This window comes from Mesorhizobium neociceri, assembly GCF_013520985.1.
GTDB lineage: Bacteria > Pseudomonadota > Alphaproteobacteria > Rhizobiales > Rhizobiaceae > Mesorhizobium > Mesorhizobium neociceri.
The window spans coordinates 298,063-318,688 of the sequence record NZ_JACDTY010000006.1 but is presented as its reverse complement, the minus strand read 5'-3'; the positions used below and the strand labels follow the sequence as shown (position 1 = coordinate 318,688).

18 protein-coding genes are annotated in these 20,626 nt (G+C 63.9%); all 18 read right to left on the bottom strand.

Annotated elements, in window-relative coordinates; genetic code table 11:
* Positions 1-14: 14 nt before the first annotated feature.
* The gene (locus tag H0241_RS15360; protein ID WP_181058501.1) at positions 15-812 is read right to left on the bottom strand and encodes a hypothetical protein; all 798 of its coding nucleotides are present in this window, start codon (positions 810-812) and stop codon (positions 15-17) included.
* Entirely contained in the window at positions 800-1,369 is a 570-nt protein-coding gene (locus tag H0241_RS15355; RefSeq protein ID WP_181058500.1) for an SMI1/KNR4 family protein, read from the bottom strand. The genes H0241_RS15360 and H0241_RS15355 overlap by 13 nt, the downstream gene beginning before the upstream one ends.
* A gap of 15 nt (positions 1,370-1,384) precedes the next feature.
* Positions 1,385-2,143: a PAAR-like domain-containing protein gene (locus tag H0241_RS15350; RefSeq protein WP_181058499.1), complete on the bottom strand. Its 759-nt coding sequence runs from the start codon at positions 2,141-2,143 to the stop codon at positions 1,385-1,387.
* The gene (locus H0241_RS15345; protein WP_235984286.1) at positions 2,143-3,075 is read right to left on the bottom strand and encodes a beta-ketoacyl synthase N-terminal-like domain-containing protein; all 933 of its coding nucleotides are present in this window, start codon (positions 3,073-3,075) and stop codon (positions 2,143-2,145) included. The genes H0241_RS15350 and H0241_RS15345 overlap by 1 nt, the downstream gene beginning before the upstream one ends.
* 115 nt (positions 3,076-3,190) lie before the next feature.
* Positions 3,191-4,252 carry a DUF2169 family type VI secretion system accessory protein gene (locus H0241_RS15340; protein ID WP_181058497.1) on the bottom strand — a complete coding sequence of 354 codons (1,062 nt, stop codon included), beginning with the start codon at positions 4,250-4,252 and terminating at the stop codon, positions 3,191-3,193.
* Between the two features lie 117 nt (positions 4,253-4,369).
* Complete coding sequence (gene tagF / locus H0241_RS15335; protein WP_235984285.1) at positions 4,370-4,912, bottom strand: type VI secretion system-associated protein TagF; 543 nt, start codon at positions 4,910-4,912, stop codon at positions 4,370-4,372.
* On the bottom strand, positions 4,894-8,433 hold the full coding sequence (gene tssM / locus H0241_RS15330; protein ID WP_181058496.1) for a type VI secretion system membrane subunit TssM: 3,540 nt from the start codon (positions 8,431-8,433) through the stop codon (positions 4,894-4,896). The genes tagF and tssM overlap by 19 nt, the downstream gene beginning before the upstream one ends.
* Before the next feature lies 1 nt (position 8,434).
* Positions 8,435-9,760: a type IVB secretion system protein IcmH/DotU gene (gene icmH, locus H0241_RS15325; protein WP_181058495.1), complete on the bottom strand. Its 1,326-nt coding sequence runs from the start codon at positions 9,758-9,760 to the stop codon at positions 8,435-8,437.
* A 4-nt stretch (positions 9,761-9,764) separates the two neighbouring features.
* Complete coding sequence (gene tssK, locus H0241_RS15320; protein WP_181058494.1) at positions 9,765-11,099, bottom strand: type VI secretion system baseplate subunit TssK; 1,335 nt, start codon at positions 11,097-11,099, stop codon at positions 9,765-9,767.
* A 59-nt stretch (positions 11,100-11,158) separates the two neighbouring features.
* Positions 11,159-11,608, bottom strand: coding sequence for a type VI secretion system lipoprotein TssJ (gene tssJ, locus H0241_RS15315; protein ID WP_181058493.1), 450 nt, complete (start codon positions 11,606-11,608; stop codon positions 11,159-11,161).
* Between the two features lie 3 nt (positions 11,609-11,611).
* Entirely contained in the window at positions 11,612-13,039 is a 1,428-nt protein-coding gene (gene tagH / locus H0241_RS15310) for a type VI secretion system-associated FHA domain protein TagH (RefSeq protein WP_181058492.1), read from the bottom strand.
* Positions 13,036-14,079 carry a type VI secretion system baseplate subunit TssG gene (tssG, locus tag H0241_RS15305; RefSeq protein WP_181058491.1) on the bottom strand — a complete coding sequence of 348 codons (1,044 nt, stop codon included), beginning with the start codon at positions 14,077-14,079 and terminating at the stop codon, positions 13,036-13,038. The genes tagH and tssG overlap by 4 nt, the downstream gene beginning before the upstream one ends.
* The gene (tssF, locus tag H0241_RS15300) at positions 14,043-15,917 is read right to left on the bottom strand and encodes a type VI secretion system baseplate subunit TssF (protein ID WP_181058490.1); all 1,875 of its coding nucleotides are present in this window, start codon (positions 15,915-15,917) and stop codon (positions 14,043-14,045) included. The genes tssG and tssF overlap by 37 nt, the downstream gene beginning before the upstream one ends.
* A gap of 1 nt (position 15,918) precedes the next feature.
* Positions 15,919-16,674, bottom strand: a complete 756-nt coding sequence (gene tssE / locus H0241_RS15295; RefSeq protein ID WP_181058529.1) for a type VI secretion system baseplate subunit TssE — start codon at positions 16,672-16,674, stop codon at positions 15,919-15,921.
* A complete protein-coding gene (locus H0241_RS15290) occupies positions 16,661-17,116 on the bottom strand; it encodes an Hcp family type VI secretion system effector (protein ID WP_181058489.1) in 456 nt (151 codons plus the stop codon). Before H0241_RS15290 ends, tssE begins: the two co-directional genes overlap by 14 nt.
* A gap of 41 nt (positions 17,117-17,157) precedes the next feature.
* Positions 17,158-18,663, bottom strand: coding sequence for a type VI secretion system contractile sheath large subunit (tssC, locus tag H0241_RS15285; RefSeq protein ID WP_023682611.1), 1,506 nt, complete (start codon positions 18,661-18,663; stop codon positions 17,158-17,160).
* A 3-nt stretch (positions 18,664-18,666) separates the two neighbouring features.
* The gene (tssB, locus tag H0241_RS15280; protein ID WP_181058488.1) at positions 18,667-19,203 is read right to left on the bottom strand and encodes a type VI secretion system contractile sheath small subunit; all 537 of its coding nucleotides are present in this window, start codon (positions 19,201-19,203) and stop codon (positions 18,667-18,669) included.
* A 6-nt stretch (positions 19,204-19,209) separates the two neighbouring features.
* Positions 19,210-20,388: a type VI secretion system protein TssA gene (gene tssA / locus H0241_RS15275; protein ID WP_181058487.1), complete on the bottom strand. Its 1,179-nt coding sequence runs from the start codon at positions 20,386-20,388 to the stop codon at positions 19,210-19,212.
* Positions 20,389-20,626: the final 238 nt, after the last annotated feature.

Below are 20,626 nucleotides of genomic sequence, written 5' to 3'. Positions count from 1 at the left end.
CACGAGCCGATTGATCACGAACCCCGGGGGGTATCGAGAATTTCGGCGCAGCGTTCCGCCGTCATGATCGGTCCCAATGATGCGTCTGTCAGAAGCACAACTGGCGCAATCTGGGTCTCCTCCACCGGCCACCAGTCGCCGATTCCGCCCCTTATGGCTGCCCATGCGTCGTCTGGCCGCCCGGCTTTGGCCAGCGCGGCGGCGAGGAACACGACGTTGTCGAAAATACCGGGCAGGGTGTTGTCTTTTTCAAATACCTGCACCGCACCCTCATGGTACTCATAGACTCGCGCCAGTGCGATCATATGATCGGCCCGTGCCTGCAGATCCGAAAACTTTTTCTTGCTGCCCTCAATCTTCGCCACTGCCTCCGCGAAGCGAACTGCGCCACCAAGCTGCGCACCCTGCGGCAAGCGAAAGTCCTCCGAGCCGCGCGACGCGGCGAACGCAGCCAGGCTTGCGAGTACCTTCAGAAGGTCGGCGTCCCCTTTCTTTCCTAGGCTGCGACGGCCGATCTCGGCGGTCTTTGCGGCCCGATCCCAGCTTTCGGTTTTGCGCGCCGCGAGCGCGCAGATCGTGACCTGATCAATCTGAACGTCGAACGTCTCGAATTGGTCGAGTACGGCGACGGACGTCTCGACATGTCCGAGCACGTCGTCCCATCGGCCGCGGTACGCAGCGATCTCCGCGAGAGCCGCGGCGGCCCGGGCCGTACCCTTTTCCACCAGGACCGCGAATGCCTGTTCCGCTTCGCCAATGTCTCCGCCCAGGGCCTTCCTTTGTGCCGCCTCAAGCTGCGTCAACTTTGCCATTCGGGAATCTCCGGGTTAAATCTATGGGCAATTTCGCGATGAAGGTCGTCATCGATTTCGAGGGTGTTGTCTTCGCTGACAAAAAAAGCACCCTCAGCATAACACGCGTCAATCGTCTTGATCATTGCCGCAAGGCTCTTATACTCCACAGGTTGTTGAGGCTCGCCGTGGATGAAGCCGATTATCTCTGCAGTTTCCTTCTTCTCATTGCTGCACAAGGCGGGGTAGAAATCCCCGCCTCCGTCGGCAAACACCGGAAACCACCCTTCGCGCCACTGCGGCGCGTCCCGGCGTTCCATGAAAATTTCGACGGCTTCTTCCAGAGACAGCAGATAGAAACCGGGAAAGAAATAAACGGTGTCCAACTGGTCGCCTTCATTCACCCTGGTTCCGTTGCGCCAGCGATATAGTTGCTCCAGCTCCAGAGGAAGCAGGAACGGCAAGCGCGCCTCCCAGGCGCGGATGTCCACGCTGGACAGCCCGGGCTGAAGCAGAGCTGGCGTTGCGCGTCCCAGACGAGCCAGAAATTGAACGATCCGGTCCAGTTCTTCGATCATTGTAGGAGCCTGTCCTTAGGTAATTTCCACCCAGTATGAATCGCCGTCGCCAATCCCGTTAGCCTGATAGAACGACGAAAGTTTGCCGCCTTGGGCGTTCTGCTCCGAGACCGGAATCGCTGCGACCGCGGCTTTCGGCTTACCCGGAGGTTTGCCCCCCTGGGTCGAAGAGGCGAACGGAAATTCGTCAAGCGACGTTTTTTTCTTGCCTTTTTTCTCGCCTTTGAGCGCGGCCCGCCGGTTTTTGCGAATTGCGCTTCGGCTTGTCTGGCGCGTCAGCTTCTTCTTGCCGGGTCCCATCCGCTTCTTCATGTTGGCTACCTTGTTAGGAAAGGTTGCCGAATCGAATACGACCGTAGGCAGCGGGGCTGGATTTGCATTCCCCTGCAGATCGACCGTATTTTTGTTGTTGTGATACTTCTTGTCGGTGTGGCGGCAGGCGTTCTTGCCGTCCATCTTGACGTTGAACGAGTAGAGTATCCAATCCGTTGCCTGTTTGAACGTATTGGATTTGACGCCGCCAACCGTTCCCGGTTCGTCACCCGTGCTCATCCCGTATTGTGAGCCTTTGTTGGCAATCATGGCGCCGCCCTTAGCGAAGACGGTTGTCGTGCCATTCTGCAATGTGCTGCTCATTGCGAAGTTGGGATAAGGCAAGGGAACCGGCCCGCCAGGACTGGGAGTCTTGCAGACATCGGGAATCGTCGCCTTGGAGAATCCGGTGGACGATTTGTGGGTCAGGCCGAGGCCGTTGACGGTGATATGCGTCGGCATCAGGCAGCCCTTCGCATGCCGCCGAGCAAAGCGGCTGCGCGAATGCCGTTCTCGGAACTGGCCCAGATCAGCGACAGGCGCCCGGTCTGATAATTGCGGGCTTCGGCTTCCGTCACGAGGCTGACAAACAGCGGTCCGCTCGCGGCACCCACATCGCCCCAGCAATCGGCAGGAGTCTCGAAATCGGCCGCATCCTTGAATCGCCCTGGATTGCGGATGGTTGCGAAGCCGTACTCATTGGCTCGATAGCGTTCGCCGTTCATATCGCAGATTATCCGATCGACCGGATCGGTTACGGCCTTTTCGAACAAGGTACGGAACGCCGCGCCAAGTCCTTCGCCAAGCACGACGGTCTCGGTTCGGATGCGGTTTTCCTCGTGCGCACCTTCAATGCCGATCAACTGGAGCAGTGGCGGGATAGCGTACTTGCGGGCGGTTCGCAGGGTTGTCATCAGGCAGAATCCCGCCGCCTCCCCAGGGCAGAACCCATAGATATTGCCCTCGGAATGGAGCTGCTCATTTTCGTCCAGCCACAAGAGTGTCTCGGTTTGCAGATAGGTATCGACGCCGCCAGCCAGGCAGAATGTCGCGCTGCCCTCGCGCAGGCTTTTGGCTGCTTGCAGTATGGCGATCATGCCGCCGGCATGGCCTCCGGCAATGGAACCGCCGCCTGTGAATTCAGCGTACTGCGACAAACGATTGCGCAGACGAGCATGCACTTGGACAGCGAAATCGCCATCCTGGCCTGGCCGCGGTTCTCCTGTCGCCACGATCAACGATACCGGTGCGTTGCTGATGGTGCCAAGCACCGGCCGCAATGCCTGCAGTGCCGGATCGACAGCGATCGCGACAGCGCGATCCGGGCCCTGCAGATGGAGGTCGATACCCATGTCGCGGGTGACCTTCATCTGCTCGCCGAAGCGGTCGATCATGGTGGGGTGTTGCTGGATCGCGGAAATACCGGCGCGAACTGCCGCTGCACTGGAAGCGGCGTCGAACCCCAACGGCGTCCGCGCGCCGATGCCGACGATGACGATGACATCGTCGCTAGCCATCGGCGAATTTCTCCGTCCAGACACCCATGCGCGTGGCGGCGGCCGCAACAGTTTGATGACGTATGCTTATGGTCGTGCTCTTCAGCCGTTCCTCGTCAAAAGGCACGTAGAGCGTGGTCATCCATGTAATGGAGAACTGACGCTTGTCTGGATTGATCCGTAGCGTATGGATCGTCGGCTCATCATGTTGCCGGGAAGGTCGCTTGTAGAACTCTGTATGTATGTCGAAGGCGATACGAGGCAGAACGAACTGGAAAAAACCATCACCAGTGAAGTTGCCCAACCGCACGATTTCATAGCCGACAAGTGGCGTCCTGGTTCGCTGATCTTCCGGCGCGCATTGGTAGTAGGTTCGACTAAAATCCAAAGGCAGTAGCGGATCGCGCGTCTTCTGCCATTCATCGCCATAGGTGCCAGCATATTTGACGCGCGGCATCCAGTGCCGCGCCACTGGACCGAAACCTGCGGGCCGACCGCTCCGGTGGTCGCGATAGGGTGAGTCGGGATATTCGAAGTTAGGGCCGGTTTTGCCGATCAAATGTCGTGGATCGACAGCGAAGCCGGTTCCCACCGGGTTTCGCCGGTCCCAATCGGGTTTGGAGGCCTGATTGTCTGTGCCGCCAAAAGTTCGCCGCCAGGAGATCGGAATCTGAATGAAGGGCTCTGGTCGGCTCATGCGCACCGATACCGGCCCCGGCATGAAAACACGGTTGCCAATCGCACGCACGCTCTTGTCCAATACGCCGTCTATCGCGATACGCGCTATCGACTCGATATTCGGTCGCTGATCGGGCGCATATACGTGGCCTTCAACAAGGACATCGGTGTGCTTCTTCTCGATGACGAGATCGTCGTCATCAAGCAATTCCAAGGCGTCAGCGCTGTGGATAGGAGCCATGTTAACAGGGACCTGATCCTTTAGAAGTTGCTGCTTGCCGTCGGGGTCAAGTTCGAATGATGCTTTGATCGCGATCAGCCACCATTCATGACCGCGTTCGTCGCGGGTCCAAGCTTCCTGGGCGGCAAATGGCGTCTCGTTCCAGAGATTCCACATTCGAAACCACGCATCCTTACGCGATGATGAAACAGCGGGCCTTGACCGCTCTGGACATAAATTATCGATCGGTTCTGCGTCTGTGCCTTGTTTTACACATCGTCGAATTCGCCCTCATCAGCTGGTCTCCCAACTGCCGGCAAGGATTGTCTCCAGCGTCGCTTGCGGCGAGTGCGGATCGATGTCGAAAATGTCGGAGCGCGCCGTCCACATCACCATGTCGGCGATCAGTTCTTCGCCCGGCTCAGCAGGCGGCACAGGCAGTCCGCCGAGCGCTGCGTCCAGTTCGTCGGGCGTCAGCCCGCCCCGCTGGGCGGCGGCGGCGGCCTCCTCGATTCCGGCAAACCATGCCTCGGCAAGCGTCAGCGCGACAGGCGCTTCGGGTAGCAGGGCAACGACGCTCAAGGGGAATTTCCGGCCAACCTTGTCGGCGCTTTGCAGGATGATGCCCGCCGACGCGCCGAAGGAATTCGCGCCGGCCAGAAAGCGAAGCGCGGTGCCAGTGGCCCAGATGTCCTGGCCAAACAGCGGCACCAGATGTTGCGCCAGCCAGCGGTCCCACAGGCGCACGAAGTCGCCCGTCAGCCGCCGCGTCACGAAATCGCCGGTGGCGGGCATTTTGCCGTAAAAGCCGGGCAGGATCATATCTGCGGCGGACATGAGAATTTCTTGAACATCTGGAGGTTGTAGGGATTTTCGACGCTCGCCGCCTTGAGCTTGAAGTCGGCGTACATGCCTTTCGTTCCCAGCCGCAGGCTGTAGACATCGGACAGCGAGGTGCCGGTGAAGCGGCCGCCGCGCAGCATCCTCAGCCACGCCCAGCTGCCGGTCTCGTTGAGCATGATTTCGGGCGAGCCGTCGATCGGCTGGAAGGCGAGCGAGATGACGCCGGTGCCGTCCTTGCCGGGCCAGGTCATCGGCTGCGGCCGAGTCGCATTGTTGAAGTAGACCAAGCTCTGGCCGTCGAGATTTAGGGTGACGCGTGTGATATTGGGCGACAGGTCCGTCGGCTCCAGCGTGAAGGCCATGACCGGGCCTTGGCCACCGGGAAAGAGATCGTCGCGAATGCGCCGCGCCTGTTCGAAGGCGGCAAGGGCGGATGGATCAAGGCCGAAGTCGGCGCGCCATTTCCACGGCTGCGCCGAGGTGTCCACATAGCTGATCAGATGATCGTTGATGAAGCTGTCGATCATCCCTGCCGGTCCGAACAGGCGGGCGAAGTCGCGCACGTTGACGTCGACCGCGCTGTCGGGGCTGAACGGATAGCGGTCGTTGAGCGCGGCCTGGCAGAAGGGCAGGATGTCGGCGCGCCAGATGGCGTTGAGCTCCGAGGCCACGGCCTTCTGCGTCAGGCCGCTGGTGTCGCCGGCAATGCCGCTCAGCCAGGTGTTGACCGGGTCGGGCAGGATCTGCGCCTGGCGGGCGACGGCGCCGGTCAGTTCGGCCAGCCCGCCCTGTTTCTTGATCGCGTCCTGCGGGTCGGGATTGGCGGTCACCGTCTGCAGCACATTGGACAGCGCCGTCAGTGCCACGACGGCGGCGTCGAGCGCCGGCGGCTGGCCGTCGACTTCGGCAATCGTGCTCTTGAGCGGCTTGAAGTGCTCGGCCACCAGCGTGCCGGTCAGGTCGACCTCGCTGGCCGAGCCTGCGCGCGGCAACAGCTTGGCTCCGGTCTTGACGATCTTGCCCAGCTTGCCGAGTTTGCCCAAAAGTTTCGAGCCGCCCTTGCCCGCCGCCTTGTCGTCGGTCGCGGGTGCGTCGTCCGAGCGGGTGAGGTCAACCTCCTGGACCACCGCCGTCAGCAGCCGTTTCAGCGCGGAATCGGCACTGGAAAGGTCCTTCAGATTCTCGCTGGCAATGTTGAGGTCGCTGAGCGGCGCCAGCCGCATGTCGCGCAGGAAACTGTCCCACTGCGCGATGTAGTCGTCGTAGTAGAGCTTCAGTATGTCTTCCGACAGCGCCGACACCGAGGTCTCGGAGTTTTCCGAACAGCCGCCAGCAAACACCGCGCGATCAAGTGCCGCCTGGGCGGCGACGTCCTCGACCCGGTCGAGGATCGCGTCGTGGAAACCGTCATAGGTGAAGGCGCCTGAAATGCCGACGCGCAGCGTCTTGTCGGAGCGTCGCGAAAATACCTTGGCGCCGTTCGGTCCGGCGAAATTGGCGGGGATCCATTCCTTCAATCCCGCTACCGCTGGGTCGGCCAGCAACTGCTTGTAGGCGCGCGCCGGCAGCGAGATCGTGCAGACCGTTTTCAGCGCTTCGGCGACCAGCGCCTGATCGGGCGTAATGTAGCTGTCGTCGACCGCCATGCGGCGGATCGCGGCCAGCTGGTGCTCTTCCGCATCGGCGGTCGGGAAGGGTGCGGCCGGCGCGAATTCGGGCAGGTCGTTCACCCACCAATTCTGCACGAAATCCGGATCCATCTGCGACAGGCCGGTCATCATGCGGTAGGTCTTCAGCGCGCCCAGCATGAAGTCCGGATCGCGGATCTGCCGCCACATCGTTGCTTCCAGCAGCGCCACCATGCGCGGCTCCAGCACATTGCGCAAAGCGTGATCGTAGGTGTCGGTCTGCGCCCGCATCATCTCGGCGGAAGCCGATGGCCCGAGCAGATCCTGCGGCTTGTCGGGAGGCGCAGTCCTGGCATTGGCGACCTCGTCCATGGCGTTGAGGGCGACGTCCATCGCCGGCTGCTGCACCGAGGCGGGCGTCGCGGCGGCCGAGGTCAGCGGTGCCTGCAGCGCTTCGAACTGGCCGGCCTGCGCGGCGATGGCGTTGCGGTTGTCGTAATAGGACCAGGTGAACAGCGAACCCGCCAGGATGGCGGCGGCCGCGCATGCGGCGGCGGCGCCGCGCCAGATCCAGCTACGGCGGCGCTGTGCCAGCGGATCGAACGTGCCGAGCCCGGCTTCCTTGAAAATCACTTCGGTCAAAAGGTTCTTCAGGAAGAAGCTGCGCTTCTCAAAACGCTGCGCCGGCATCGAGCGTCGTGCCGGCAGACCGAAGGAGGAGGCCAGCGCTGCGGTAAGCCGGTCGATCGGCGCGCCTTCCTGGGTGGCCGAGGTCAGATAGAGGCCGCGCAGCCAGGCCGCCTCCTCGTAACGGCTTTCGCCGAACATCGCCTCGACCAGCACCTGGATCGGCTCGGACAGGCTTTGCAGTTGCGCAGGAAAACGGAAGATCTCGGCCCGTTCGGCCAGCTTGTCTTCGTCTTCCAGCCGCGGCACCAGCCGTTTTTCGAGCTCCCGCGACAGCGTCGTGATTTCGCCCGCGATCGTCTTGGCGTCGACGCGCGCATCGAGTGGGAAGGTCGTTCCCCACACCTGTTCGCGCGCCGCCGTCGACAGGCCGCCGAAGAAGGCCTCGAAGCCTCTGATGAGATCGGCCTTGGTCAGCATGAGATAGACCGGCAGGCGGATCTCCAGCCGCTCCTCAAGCTCCGCCAGTCGCCTGCGGATCTTGCGGCCATGCGCCTTGACGGCTTCGTCGCCCTCGGACAGTGCATCGATCCCAAGCGCGACGATGACGCCGTTCAGCGCACGGCGGCCGCGGTGCTTCTTCAACAGGTCGAGGAAGCCCAGCCATTCGGCGGCGTCGACATCGGGCTGGCTTTCCTGCTGGACATAGCGGCCGGCGGTGTCGATCATCACCGCGTTTTCACTGAAGAACCAGTCGCAGTTGCGCGTGCCGCCGATACCTTGCAGATCGTCGGTCAGGTCGATTGGAAAGTTGAGGCCGGACTGGCGCAAGGCCGTCGTCTTGCCGGTCGCCGGCGGCCCGACGATCACATACCACGGCATCTCGCGCAGGAATTTGCGGCCGCCGAGCTTGCGCCGCTTCAGCTCGACCATGACGTCCTGGAATTTGGCGCCGACCGCGGCAACATTCTCCTCGCCCGGGCTGAGCCGCTTTTCCTCGACGGGTGCGGAAATCTCCGCGACGAACATGCGGTTGGCGCGGATGGCGCGGCGCTGGGCGACGATCAGCCAGATCAGCCAGAAGATCACCAAAAGCGCGATGATGACGATGCGCACCGTCTCCGACGCCATCGGCACATAGTCGCCGACCCGCACGATCGGGCCGAACACCCAGATGATCAGTGACAGCAGTGCCAGACCGATCAGCGTCCACAGGAAACGCGAGGTCAGGACCGCCCAGAGGAAGCGCAGGATGAACATGTCACAGCCTCTTCTCGACCAGCACTTCGACGCGGCGATTCAAGGCCCGTCCCTCGCGTGTGCCGTCGTCGGCGACCGGATCGGTGGCGGCGCGGCCTTCGGAGCGCACGCGATCCTTCGGCACGCCGTTCTGGATCAGGATGTCGGCAATTTCGGCGGCGCGCGCTTCCGACAGCCGCTGGTTGGTCGACAGCGGGTTGGTCTTTTGCAGCGGAACGCCGTCCGTGTGACCGACCACGGTGATATCGCCGATCAGCTCCTGGTTTTCGAGGATCACCTTGGCGACCGAGGCGATGAGCGGATCGAAACCGTCGGTCAGCTCTGCGCGCGCCGACTGGAAGAGCTCGGGATTGGAGGCCTGGATGACCAACCGCGCCAGCGATACACTCTCGGTGCCGCTCAGCGCTTTCTTGAGCTCGTCCGGTGCTGCCGCCTGGAACTCCGGCAGCAGCGCGAAATCCACCGCCATCGGCGGCGGCGCGTCGACCTTCGGCGAGGCGCGGGTGACATCGGCGCGTGTCGGCGGCGGCAGCGCGCGAACCAGCGCCGAAAGCTCGACCGCCTGGCTGCTCAGGCCCATCGACAGGCCGACATGGATGGCCGTTGCGATCACCGCCGCGGCCGCCGCCATCACCCAGATCGGCACGATGAAGCGCTGCGGTTCGTCGGACGCGATCACGCCCTTCCAGTTCGGCGACAGCGGCGCGCCTTCGGCGTCGCTGTCGCGCAGGAAGCGCGCCGCCGCGACGCGAACGGCATTGAGCGAGCGGTCGCCGGAGCGGCCCGGCACGCGATATTTGCCGCGGAAGCCGAGCGCCATGCAGTGATACTGCAGCTCCAGCATTTCGCGATCGCGGTTGGGATGGCGCTCGAGGTCTTCGAGCCGGGCGAAGAACTGCGCGCCGGCGTCGACATCGCCGCGCAGCATCACCACCAGCGGCTGGCGCGGCCATGCGCTGGCGCCACCCCACGGTGTGTTCAGCGCCAGATCGTCGAGCAGAGCAGCCACCAGCCAGGCGGCCTGGTCGGCGCGCTCCAGCGACGATCCCTGCGCCATGGTGGCATCGCGGCAGCGCACGAGCTCTTCGAGCAGCCTTGTGCGCAGCGCCTCCGGATTCTCCGGCGGCTGCGCGTTTTCCAGTTCGGGCGCAAATTCGAGCAGCGGCGAGAACGCGTTGACGAGCACGTTCGGATGCGCACGCCCTGAGCGCTTTGCAGTCACGCCCGACGCCGGCAGCGGCATGGCGCGTGGCGTCGGCGCTCCGCTCAGCCGGATGCGCGTGCGCTCCCGATCCTCGGACAGTCCGAATGGATCGTCCCTGCTCATCATCTCACCTGTTGACCGAGTAGCAGTCGACCTGCGGTTCGCTGGGCAGCACGCCCGAAACGCCGATCACAAAACCGGGCGCTTCGAGAAGGGAGGCCCAGTGCTCGCTTTTCTGGTCGAGTTCGAGACACAGCCGGTCGCCGTCATAGGGAATTTCGCGTGGCTGCGAATGCAGCGGCTTCAACGGAATGCCGGGCAAGCGTGACTTCCACAGTCCTTCGAATTCGCTGGCCGAGCCGACGGTCGCCTGATTGACGAAAATCTTGCGCAAGGCATCCTCCGACAGTTCGGAGCCGATCCGCACGACGATCCGGCTCGCCACCAGAAGTTTCGGGTTGTCGATGCGGATCTTCCAGACATTGGTGGCATGCCGCATGACGGGGAGCGCCCGCGATTTCGGCTCGATATAGCGCAGGCTGAGGATCAGCGAACGCAGGGCGTCGGCCAGCGCAGAATAGGCCGGGCCAGGCGCCATGTGGTCATAGACAGGCAGTTCGCCGAGCCGCCGCGCGCTCGAGCCGTAGGTTGCCATCGAGCCGGCAAGGCCGGCAAGTTCCATATAGACCTCGGCTGGATGGAAGACGTCTTGCGCCAGCATGTGCGCCAGTCGTGGCCGCGCCGCGTTGACCAGGTTCAGGATCAGAAGGTCCTCGACGCTGCGCCCCGGACCGCCCAGCACCATCTTGCCATGCGCCTCGGCGATCTGGTCGAGGCCGGTGACCACTTCCTGCAGCAGGCGGCTGTACCAGGAGGCCGCGCCGATGACCAAGGTCGGCGGCAGGAAGGTGTCGTCCAACGCCACGCCGCCATCGGCGCGCACGCCCTTGAGCTCGCCCACCGGCAGAGCGGTGTAACCGCCGACAGCCGTGCCCGGCGCCAGCAACAGCGCCTGCGGCCGCGCGATCTCGATCTCCTCGGGATCGGACCCGCCATGCACAGCGTCGCGCACCGAGACGATCCGGCCGCGATAGCGAGCGCCCGAAGGCTCGGCATGGGCAGGGTCGAAGCCGACGCCGCCTGGCGGCTCCAGCGGCAGCGCGATCAGCACCGGCCCCGCGCCCATCTCCGGCGTCACCGCCAGCGGCCGCGGCGCATCCATCGTCTCGGGGATCGCGAACGGCGTCCCGTCGGGAAAGATGCCGCGCGCCGAGAGCACCGAGATCTGGCCGGCATCGAGCAGTGCCTGATCGACCGTCAGCGTTCGAAAGCCGAACGTATGCAGATGCCCGGCTTGCAAGGCGCCGCGCACCGTCGCTTCGAAGAAGCGGTCCTGTTGCTGGAAATGCTGGGTGCGCAGGAACAGCCCCTCCGACCACAGCACCCTGTTTGCATCGCTCATGCCGGCACTCTCTTTATCCTGCTCATCACCCTTGTGCGGCTTTTGCGGACCTGCCGCCGCTAGGCGGAAATGCCGCCGCTGCCGAGCGTCACATTGACGGTGAATTTCGATCCCGGCGAAACCGACTTGGTCGTGCGCCAGTTGCGTCCGGTGGGTTCCCGGATCAGCGCGACGAAGCCGAGTGCTGCCACTTCCGGCTCGACCGTGATCGTCTTCGACGCGGTCTTGCCCGGCCCGACGGAAATCGTGTCGGAGCCGATCAGGTCGCCGCCAAGTGCCGCACCGGCACCGCCCTGCAGGGCGAAATAATCGGCCGAGTTGAAAGCGCCGGTGCTCTTCAGCCGCAGGACCAGCACGGTCACCGGCCTGTCGCCGCCGCCCGGTCCCGGGTTCATACCGGCCCCACCGGCCAGATTGACCGTTATGACGGACGGTTTAGGCGGGCCGCTCTGGCAAGCCGTCAGTCCCGTCGCCCCGATGGCCAGAATGAATTCGCGTCTGTCGATCATGTCTCAGTCCTCCTCATATGCGTCCCTAAAATCAGCGCCGATTTCGCCCAGAAAGCGCGTCTCGGCGCTGTGAGCGATTTCACGGTGGCGTTTCTGGTAAAGTTCCCAGAGCTTGGCGCCGCGCCCGCCGGTCAGCAGATTGCCGATCGCCGAACTCGACTTCAGTTCCTGCTCGATCGCCGCCGGGTCGAAGCGATCGATCATTCGTTTGAGCGCGCCCTGCACGCCGCGCCAGGCGCGAACGTGATGCTGCGCCAGATCGCGCACCGCGTCCTTGATCGCCGCTTCGGCGCCGAGGAAACCGGGGCTGCGCTCGGCAAGAATGGTGACCAGCGCATCGTCGACCGAAGGCAGGAATTTGAGCGGGTTGACCTCGGATGCGCCAACCACGGTTTGAGCGACGCGGGCGTTGCCCTTCTCTTCGGCGCGCTTGCGCAAAAGCTGCATCAGCCCTTCCATCATCAGCCGGTATTCGCGGCCGAATTTTTCCATGTCGGCCACCGGATCGCTGCCGGGAAAATCGGCCTCGTCCATGCCCATGCCGCGCAGGAAGGCGGCGCGCAATTCCGCGTCCGACGGTCCGGCCGACGGCCGCGCCGCGGCCTGCCGGACAGGTGCGCGCGGTGGCGGCGGAGACGGGGCTGGGGGTGGCTGCGGTGGCGATGGCTCGGCCGCGCGGGCCGGCAGATCCCAGGGCGCCGGGGCAGGCGAGGGTGCATCGATTGCGCCGCCACCGGTCACGCCGGCGTCGAGGCTGGTGGACTCGGCAGGGCCAAAACCAAACCCGTTATCGTAGGCCGGCGGCTGCTCGGAACTGGATCTGCTCGGCTCTCTCGACAGCGGCGCGGCGTCGAGGCCGAAGGGATCGTTGAACGATGGCTTGGCGCCATTTCTGTCAGTGGGCTCGGGCGCCGGCGTCGCCACAGGGTCGAGGCTGAACGGATCGTCGAACGCCTGCGAGCTGCGTTCGTTGGACTGCGCACGCGCGAATGCGCCGGGCACCGGCTTCTCGAACGGATCGGGCAGGTCGGCGGGCCGCGGCCGTCCCGGCTCCTCTTCCGTCGTGGACGAAAAGAAATCGTCGCCGCCGAGGCTGACCGGCGCCTCGGTCTTGGCTGTTTGCAGATCGACGCACACCACATAGTCGCCCAGCCGCAGCCGCATGCCGCTTTGCAGGCGCGCCGAATTTCCCGCGCCGAGCGGGCTGGCGGCATCGTCGATGAACAACCCGCTGCTGGAGGTGTCGGTGACGAAATAGCCGCCCTGCTTGCTGGTGATCTTGCAGTGGGCGCGCGAGACGAACATGTCGGGATCGTTGATCTGCCAGTCGGCGTCGGCGCTGCGGCCGATCACCAGCTCACCCTCGTCCAGCCGCGCCTGCCGCGTGACTTGCGCGCGTGGTCCCTGTTCGAGTGTCAGCAGCAGGCTCATGCCGCCACCTCTTCCCGCCAGCCGACGATGGTACGCAGCCGCATGTCGTCGGCGTCGCCCTTTTCGACCGGCCGCGCCAGCCAGGTGGTGCGGGCAAGCTGGACGGTTCCAAGCTTCGCCGGCGGCACTGCTTTCGCCGCAAGCACGATCCTCAGATCGACATCGATGGTTTCGCCGATCAGGTCGCGCACCGCTTGCTTCAACAGCTTCAGCCGCTCGCCGCCCGGCAGGAATGCCTTGTAGTCGATATAGCTGAGCGCGCCGATGCGCAGTTCGATCCGGCTTTGCCGGCTGAAGCTGCGCGGGCCGATCGTGGCGCTGCGCCCGAGCGTGGCATAGCTGCCGGCAAGCCGGGTCTGCAGCGCCTTGGGGATGGTCATCCAGGCGGCGACGAACTCCTTCAGCACCACCGGCACCTTGAAGGCTTCGGCCACGAACAGCGTCAGCCGCTCCGGGCCATCGACCTGGCTGGCGAGCGAGGCAGCCTGGCGAAGCTTCACCGCGTCGAGTTCGGCATCCTGCGTACCCGGCAGCCCGATGCCGGCCATCGCTTCCAGCATGGAGCGGACGCGGCCGCCGACACCGCGTTCGACCTGCACCGCCGGATGCGCATCGGCCCAGGCGCGATAGTAGAGCGCGATCATCCGATGCTGCAGGATGTTGACGAAATCGACGAAGGTCGTGTCGCTGGTCTGCCGCGCTTCGGCACCGGCATACCAGCGCTGCGACAGGCGATCGAGCACCCAGCGCGTCAGATGCAGCGGCATCGGCCCTTCCGGCCCAAGCAGGCCGAGATTGTTGACCGTGACTCGCGCAGGCGACGTGTCCGTCGGCTCGCGGAAATCCACCACATCCTGCACCGCGAAGGATAGGCGCACATTCTGGCCGAGCCTAGCCGGCTCGCGGTCCGGCCGGCCGGAATGGCCGAACAGGCCGCCTTGCCGTTCGAGCCGGCGCAGCAGTTCGAAAAAGTCGAAACTCTCGGACAGGGTTGCGGCGCGCTCTAGATCAGGTAGCGATTGCCGGGCGTCATCGGCCATGGCACATCCTCCTGTTTCTGGAGCAACCGCGTGCGGGTCCGCACGAACCCGTTAATCCCGGCGTGGCGGGCAAACAGCCGCGACAGCAGGCCTGACATAAGCAAAGTGCTCTGGCCCGCCAGCACCGACTGGTCGACATGCAACGTCACCTCGGTGCCGCGGCCGAAACACATCGGACCCTCGATCGCCAGCCTTTCGATCACCGCGCGCGAGTCGATGCGCACGATCGAGCGCACATTGCGGGCAAGCCCGGGATCGCCGCGCTCGGCATAGAGATCGAGCAGCGCATGCAGCGGATCGACGCCGCGGCCTTCCTTGGCCAGGCTGAGGAAGTTGAGCGCCAGCTGCGACACCAGCCGCCAGGCCAGGTCGTCGGCGCGCGACTCGCCGTCGGCGCCGACCGGTAGTGCTGCGGGGATGGCCGGCTGCGGCGAACGCAGCGCGCCGAGCAGCCTGACCGATTCCACCGGGTCACCGGCTTCCAGCGTCAGCGTCGGCGTGTCGTCGAGGATGGCCAGGTCGCGATTGGTGCAAAGCGCCACTATGTCGACGCGCTTGAGCGGCCGGTTGGCTTGACTGTGGACCGGACGCGAGACCGCCAGGAAGACATCGTCGCCGGCATAGGAGGTCCGGGTCACGCCCTGGCGCCGTTCGTCCTCGGTCGGCCGGCGCGGACGCCGCTCGGTCGAATACACCCAGCCGCTGCCGCGATTCTGCCCGAGGCTGAAGAGCTCCGGTATCTCGGCATCGGGCCCTTCCGCATCGGCGTCTTCGACGCGGATGACCCGGTAGATTTCAAAGTCGCGCGCCCGCGTGCGGTCGGCGTGCAGTACCTGGCGCGTCTTGCGCTCATCGAGCTCGATGATGTTGCACTCGCGCTCGAAGAGATTGATGATCGGCGTTGCGAAAAGATCGAAATCCGCCGGCGTCAAATCGGCAAGCTCGGGCACCGGACGCCTGAACAGGAAGATGATTTCGAGCCCGGCCTGGCATTTGCGCACCACCGGAAGCAGGCCAGTGACGCGCGCATAATGGAAGCGCTCGGGCATCATGAAATATTCGCGCAGCAGCCGGTAGCCTTCGAAGGTCGGCCGCGTGCGCGGCATCAGCGCCTCGGCATCGGCGATGCCCACCATCTCCGGCGCCGGTAGCGGCGACAATGGATTGGACTTGCCTTCCGGTCGCGCGCCGACACCAGAGCAGACACCGAAGATGGCGTCGAAAATCAACGGCGCCTTGGTGCGGTTGGCGAAATAGAAGTCGAGCCGGTCGAGCGCCAATTCGTCGAGCTTGCCCTTTCCGGTCCGTGCCAGCGTGATGCGCAGTGCGGCTTCGCCGGCCTTGCCGCCGATCGGACCGATACCTGTGGCGACCAGCGCGCTGCGGTCCTGAAAATAGCCGACCGAACTGATCGCGATCGGAAACAGCGTCATGTCCTGGGCGGTGGTGAAGGTGCAGCGTGTCGACAGGCCGGCCTGCAAGCTGGAGACCAGCCGCGTACCGCGCTTGACGACGTGGCCGGCAAGCATCGTCTGCACCTGCTGGCCGGGCTTCAGCACCACCATGGCGGTCGCCGGCGCCGGCGTGACGAGATCGGGATAAAGCACGTCGAGGATGCTGCGCGAAAACCGAGAGCGTTCGGCATCCACCTTCAGCCGCGTGCGCGCGGCGAGGAAGGCGACGCCGTCCAGCAGTCGCTCGACATAAGGGTCCGGACACGGCACCGTATCGAGCGATAAATTGCGGGCGACCGCCGGATGCATGTCGGCGAACTCCGCCGCCAGCCCGCGTATGTGGGACAGTTCTTCCTCGTAATATTCTACGAAGACCCGGTCCATCTCAGGCTTCCCTGAACTCGGTGCGCGCCAGGCCGTTGTCGAGATTGATCGTCGTGCGCAGGCGCATGCGCTCCGGCGTCGGCGTCATGATCAGCACGGCGTCGATCTCGATCTTCAGGCCGGTCTTGTCGCCAAGGTTGACCGTGACTTTCGTCGCGCTCTCCTTCAGCCGCGGCTCGAACGTGGCGAGCACGGCGCGGATCTCGCGCGCCAGCACATCGCGATCGAAATCGCGCGACGAACGGCCCGAGAAGGACGGCACGCCATAATTGACGACGCTGCGTCGCACCTCCGGAAAGTCGACCAGCGATGTCGGACTGTCGGTCATCTGCTCGGCTTCAAGATCGGAAAGCATTGGCGCTGACTCGAAACGCTCGGTATTGAACAGCGCCTCGATGTCGCGCCGCACGGCCTCGCGCAGCACGTCGGGCGATACCACGATGCCGCGGCTTTCCAGTTCGCCGCGATGCCGGTTCTGAAACGCCAGCCGGTGCAGCCGGCGCTTCTGATCGGGGTTCAATGCGTCGTCGGCGTCGACGCGCCTCGGCCCGTCCGCCAGCAGCTCGTCCAGACGCTCTGCGCCAAGCTCCTCCTGCAGAGCCTGCCTGAGCCCGTCTATTTCCGAGCTCAGGCCCGGCAGGTCGTTGACCAAGCGGTCCCACAGCGAAGGTTGGACCGCTTCACGTTTGGCCCGTGACCCGCCGGTCTGTGACTTGTCCGTGCCGGGGCGCTTTGACCGCGCCTCACTTGCCGACATAGACATCCATTTCGGCTTCGTCGTTGCCGTCATAGACGAACTTGATCTTCTTGTAGGCGAAGGACACCTCTTCCTGGATCAAGTCTTCCTCGTCCTCGGCCTGCGACATGTCGTATTCCATGATCGAGGCGTCGGTCAGGGTGACGACCAGATAGTCGCTGGTTTCGCCATCGATGGTCCGGCGCGCCGAGAACACCACCTCGTCCAGGGCCTTGTTCTCGAACAGGGCCTTCTTCAGGTAAGGCGAGGCTTTGTCGTAGTGCTTGATGAACTTGATCATGCCCATCGACACGCGGCCACGGCGTGAGAGCGAATTCGGATCGTAGGGCGCGACCATCTTGTAGTCGACGCCGTGGATTTCGATTTCGTCCTCATGGCCATCGCGAACGCTTGGGCCCTTGATATCCGGAACCTTCAGGAAACCATCAATTTTCACTGGCATAGTCTTTCTCCACCGCTTTCAAAAAAGTTTGGTTGCTGCAATCAGGTCTTCACGGACGGCAATTCCGACACCAGCCTGAGCGAGGCGTTGATGCCTTCCAGCTGGTAGTGCGGGCGCAGATAGAAGCGGGCGTTGTAGTAGCCCGGCCGGCCCTCCACGCTATCGACCTGCACCTCGGCAGCGGCAAGCGGACGCTTGGCGCGCGCCTTGTCGTCGGCGAAGGCCGGATTGGCCAGCACGTACCGGTTGATCCATTCGGTCAACCAGATCTGCATGTCGGTGCGTTCCTTGAACGAGCCGACCTTGTCGCGCGCAATCGCCTTGAGGTAGTGGGCAAAGCGCGAGACCGGGAACAGATAGGGCAGGTTGGCGGAGAGCCGCTCGTTGGACTGGGCGTCGGGGTCGACCAGGCGTCCCGCCCGCGTCTCGTCGTCCTGCAGCGAATGGGCGCCGATAAAGGCCGCGAGATCGGTGTTCTTGCGGTGCAGGATCGGCATCAGGCCGAGCTTGGCCAGTTCCGCCTCGCGCCGGTCGTCGATGGCGACCTCCGTCGGGCACTTCATCGCGATCGAGCCGTCATCGGTCGGGAAGGAGTGCACCGGCAGATTGAGCACCGTGCCGCCATTCTCGACGCCGCGAATCTGCGTGCCCCAGCCATAGAGCTTGTGGCTGCGGTTGATGTTGACGCCCATCGGGAAGGCGGCGTTCATCCAGACATATTTGTTGTGGTCGCCCTGCACCTCCTCCTCGAAGGAGAAGCCCTTGACCGGCACGGTCTCGGAACCATAGGGCAGCCGCGCCAGCACGCGCGGCATGGTCAGCCCGATATAGCGCGCATCCTCGCTCTCGCGCAGCGATTGCCACGAGGCGTAGGCCGGGTTGGAGACGATCTGCTGCAGATCCTGCGGGTTGGGCAGCTCCTGCCAGCTGTCCATGCGGAACAGGCGTGGCGAGGCGGCCGCGATGAACGGCGTGTGCGCCGAGGCGCAAATGCCGGAGATGTTGCGCAACAGGCCGACATCGCGCGGATGGTTGGAGAACTCGTAGGCGCCGATCACGCAACCGATCGGTTCGCCGCCGAGCATCGAATACTCGTCGGTGTAGACCTTCTTGAAGATCGGGCTCTGGTCCCACATCTGGCCTTCATAGTCTTCCAGCGTGTCGGCCAGCTGCTCCTTGGAAATGTTCATCACCCGGATCTTCAGCTTCTGATCCGTCTCGGTGTTGTTGATGAGGTACCAGAGGCCGCGCCATGTGCCTTCCATCTGCCGCACTTCCGGCGCGTGCAGAATCTCGTTGACCTGGGTCGTCAGCATCTTGTCGATGCCGGCGATCAGAGACTTGATCGACTTGATCGAGTTCGACGAAATGGTCGTCGTCTCGGAGCGCGACTGCGCCGCCAGCGCCAGGTTGCGCACCAGCTGCTGCAGCTTCTCGCTGTCGTCTTTCTTGACCTTGAAGTCCTTCTCCAAGAGCTGGCTGAATTCGCCGAGATCGACGGCCTCGGCTTCGGCCACGGATGCTGCGGTCTTTTGCTGTTCGGCCATGATCTATTCCTCACCCTTGTCGTCAGACAGCGCCTGGGCGGCGATCTGGCCAAGCAGCGGCTGATTGTTCAGCAATTGGGCGATGCGCTTTTCGGCATCGACCCGGCCGTCCATGAAGCCGAGCAGCTCCTCGAGCTGGCGCCGCATCTTGAGGATCTCGGCCAGTTGCGGGACCTGTTCGGCGATCTTGTCAGGGGCGAAATCACCCATCTTGGTGAAGGTCAGGTCAAGCGCGAGCTCTTCGTCGCGCTCCTGGCCTTCGGCCTGCGGCAGGGTGTTCTTCACCCGCGCCTTGACCCTGGGCCCCAGCGCTTCCATGAATTTGGGGAAACGGTTGGCATCGGTCTCGACAAAGGAGCGGTCGAGCACCGTCTTTGCCGCTTCCCTGGTCTGCGATGCGCCCGACAGGTCGGCCATCACGCCCATGACGAACGGCAGTTCGATCGTCGTCGGGCTGCCGTAGGTTTCGACATCGTAGGCGATCTGCACGCGCGGGGCGCGATTTCGCTCGATGACCTTCGCTTTGCTTTCGGCTGGCATGTGTTGCTACCTTTCATCTTTCTGGGCAGTCTTCTTGGCGTCGGGAACGCCGGCGAGCAGCCGGAATTCCTTCAGCCCCGACGGGGCGAGGTCTTCCATCAGTTCAACGAAATCCATGTGCACCATCCGGCGCACCCTCCGGGCGAGATGCGGGATCGGGCTCGACGGCTCGGTGCGGTCGTAGAAGGCCACCACAAGGTCGAGGCACTTCACCACATCGTCGCGCGAGGAAATCCTGTCGGGGAGCCCCGCATTTGGCTCTGCGTAGCTTGCCATCGTCTCGGCTCCTTGACCGTTTCTGGCCGGCACTGCCGGGTTCGCCGGGGCAGGCGCCGGGCTGGCCGCGCCGTTTGTCGCCGCCTCTTCTGTCGTCTCGACCGCCGTATTGCGTTCCAGCGTCGTCAGCACGCGCTGCAAAAACCGCTTCAGGTCCGGGACGGCAGCGCCGCTGCCGTCAAGGCGGGCATTCAGCGCCGTATCGACCGCGTCGAGCGCCTCTATCGCCGCGTGTGCGCCGGCGATCAGCGCCGTCATCTGTTCACCGGCCTGATCCAGCTGTGCGGCGCATCCGCTGCCCACCCGGTTCAGGAGTTGTCCATGCGCGCTGACCAGCGCTGCCTTTTCGGCGGCATTCAATCCCGAAGCCGCTTCCTGAAGCATGACACGATCGTCGAGCGCGCCCTGTTCGAGATCGCGCCCGCTGATCGGGCCGATGGGACGCGGCGCGAAGAAGACCATCTGCCTGAGGTTCGCCAGCAGGCCTTCCTGGCCATTCTGCAGGTCGGCCAGCGCGTTGAGGCGGCGCAAGGCGGCGTCGCGCGGCTGACCGCCGGGCCGCAGCGCCGGATGCATCGTCTCCCAATGCACCTCGAAGGTCCGCGCTATCAGCGTCAGGCCTTGCGCCAGCCCGGTCAGCCCCTCTTCATTGGCGAGCGCCCGGGCGACGATGACCAGCAGGCGCAGGTCGCGGCCATGCGAACGCAATTCCTCGGCCTTGCCAAGAACGGCAGGCCAATCGACGGGAATCGTCGATTGCGCAGCAGGCTTGTTACGACCGTCATGCACGACCTTTACCTGAGGCTCGGTAAGGCGCTCGAGCTCATGAAAAGCCGGATCGTTGCGCAAGTCTTCGCCTGACGGATTTTCACCGTCCAGCGGAGCAAGCCAGAGTGCGAGATCGATCACAGCTACCCCCAGCGACCGGCTCTAAAACCGTACGTGACTTGACGTTAGCACACGGTTGCATATTCCCACAATTCGTCATCCGTTCAAAAGTTAACGGGCGCTAATGAATGTCGGTGCAACTGCATCTCGAATGGCGCAATATATGGCGTGGCTGCCGAACCCCGTATGTGAAGCGCATCGCATAGGGAGAAGTAATTTCGTGGCTATCTGCATTTGGCGGTGCGGGACTTTCCACAAA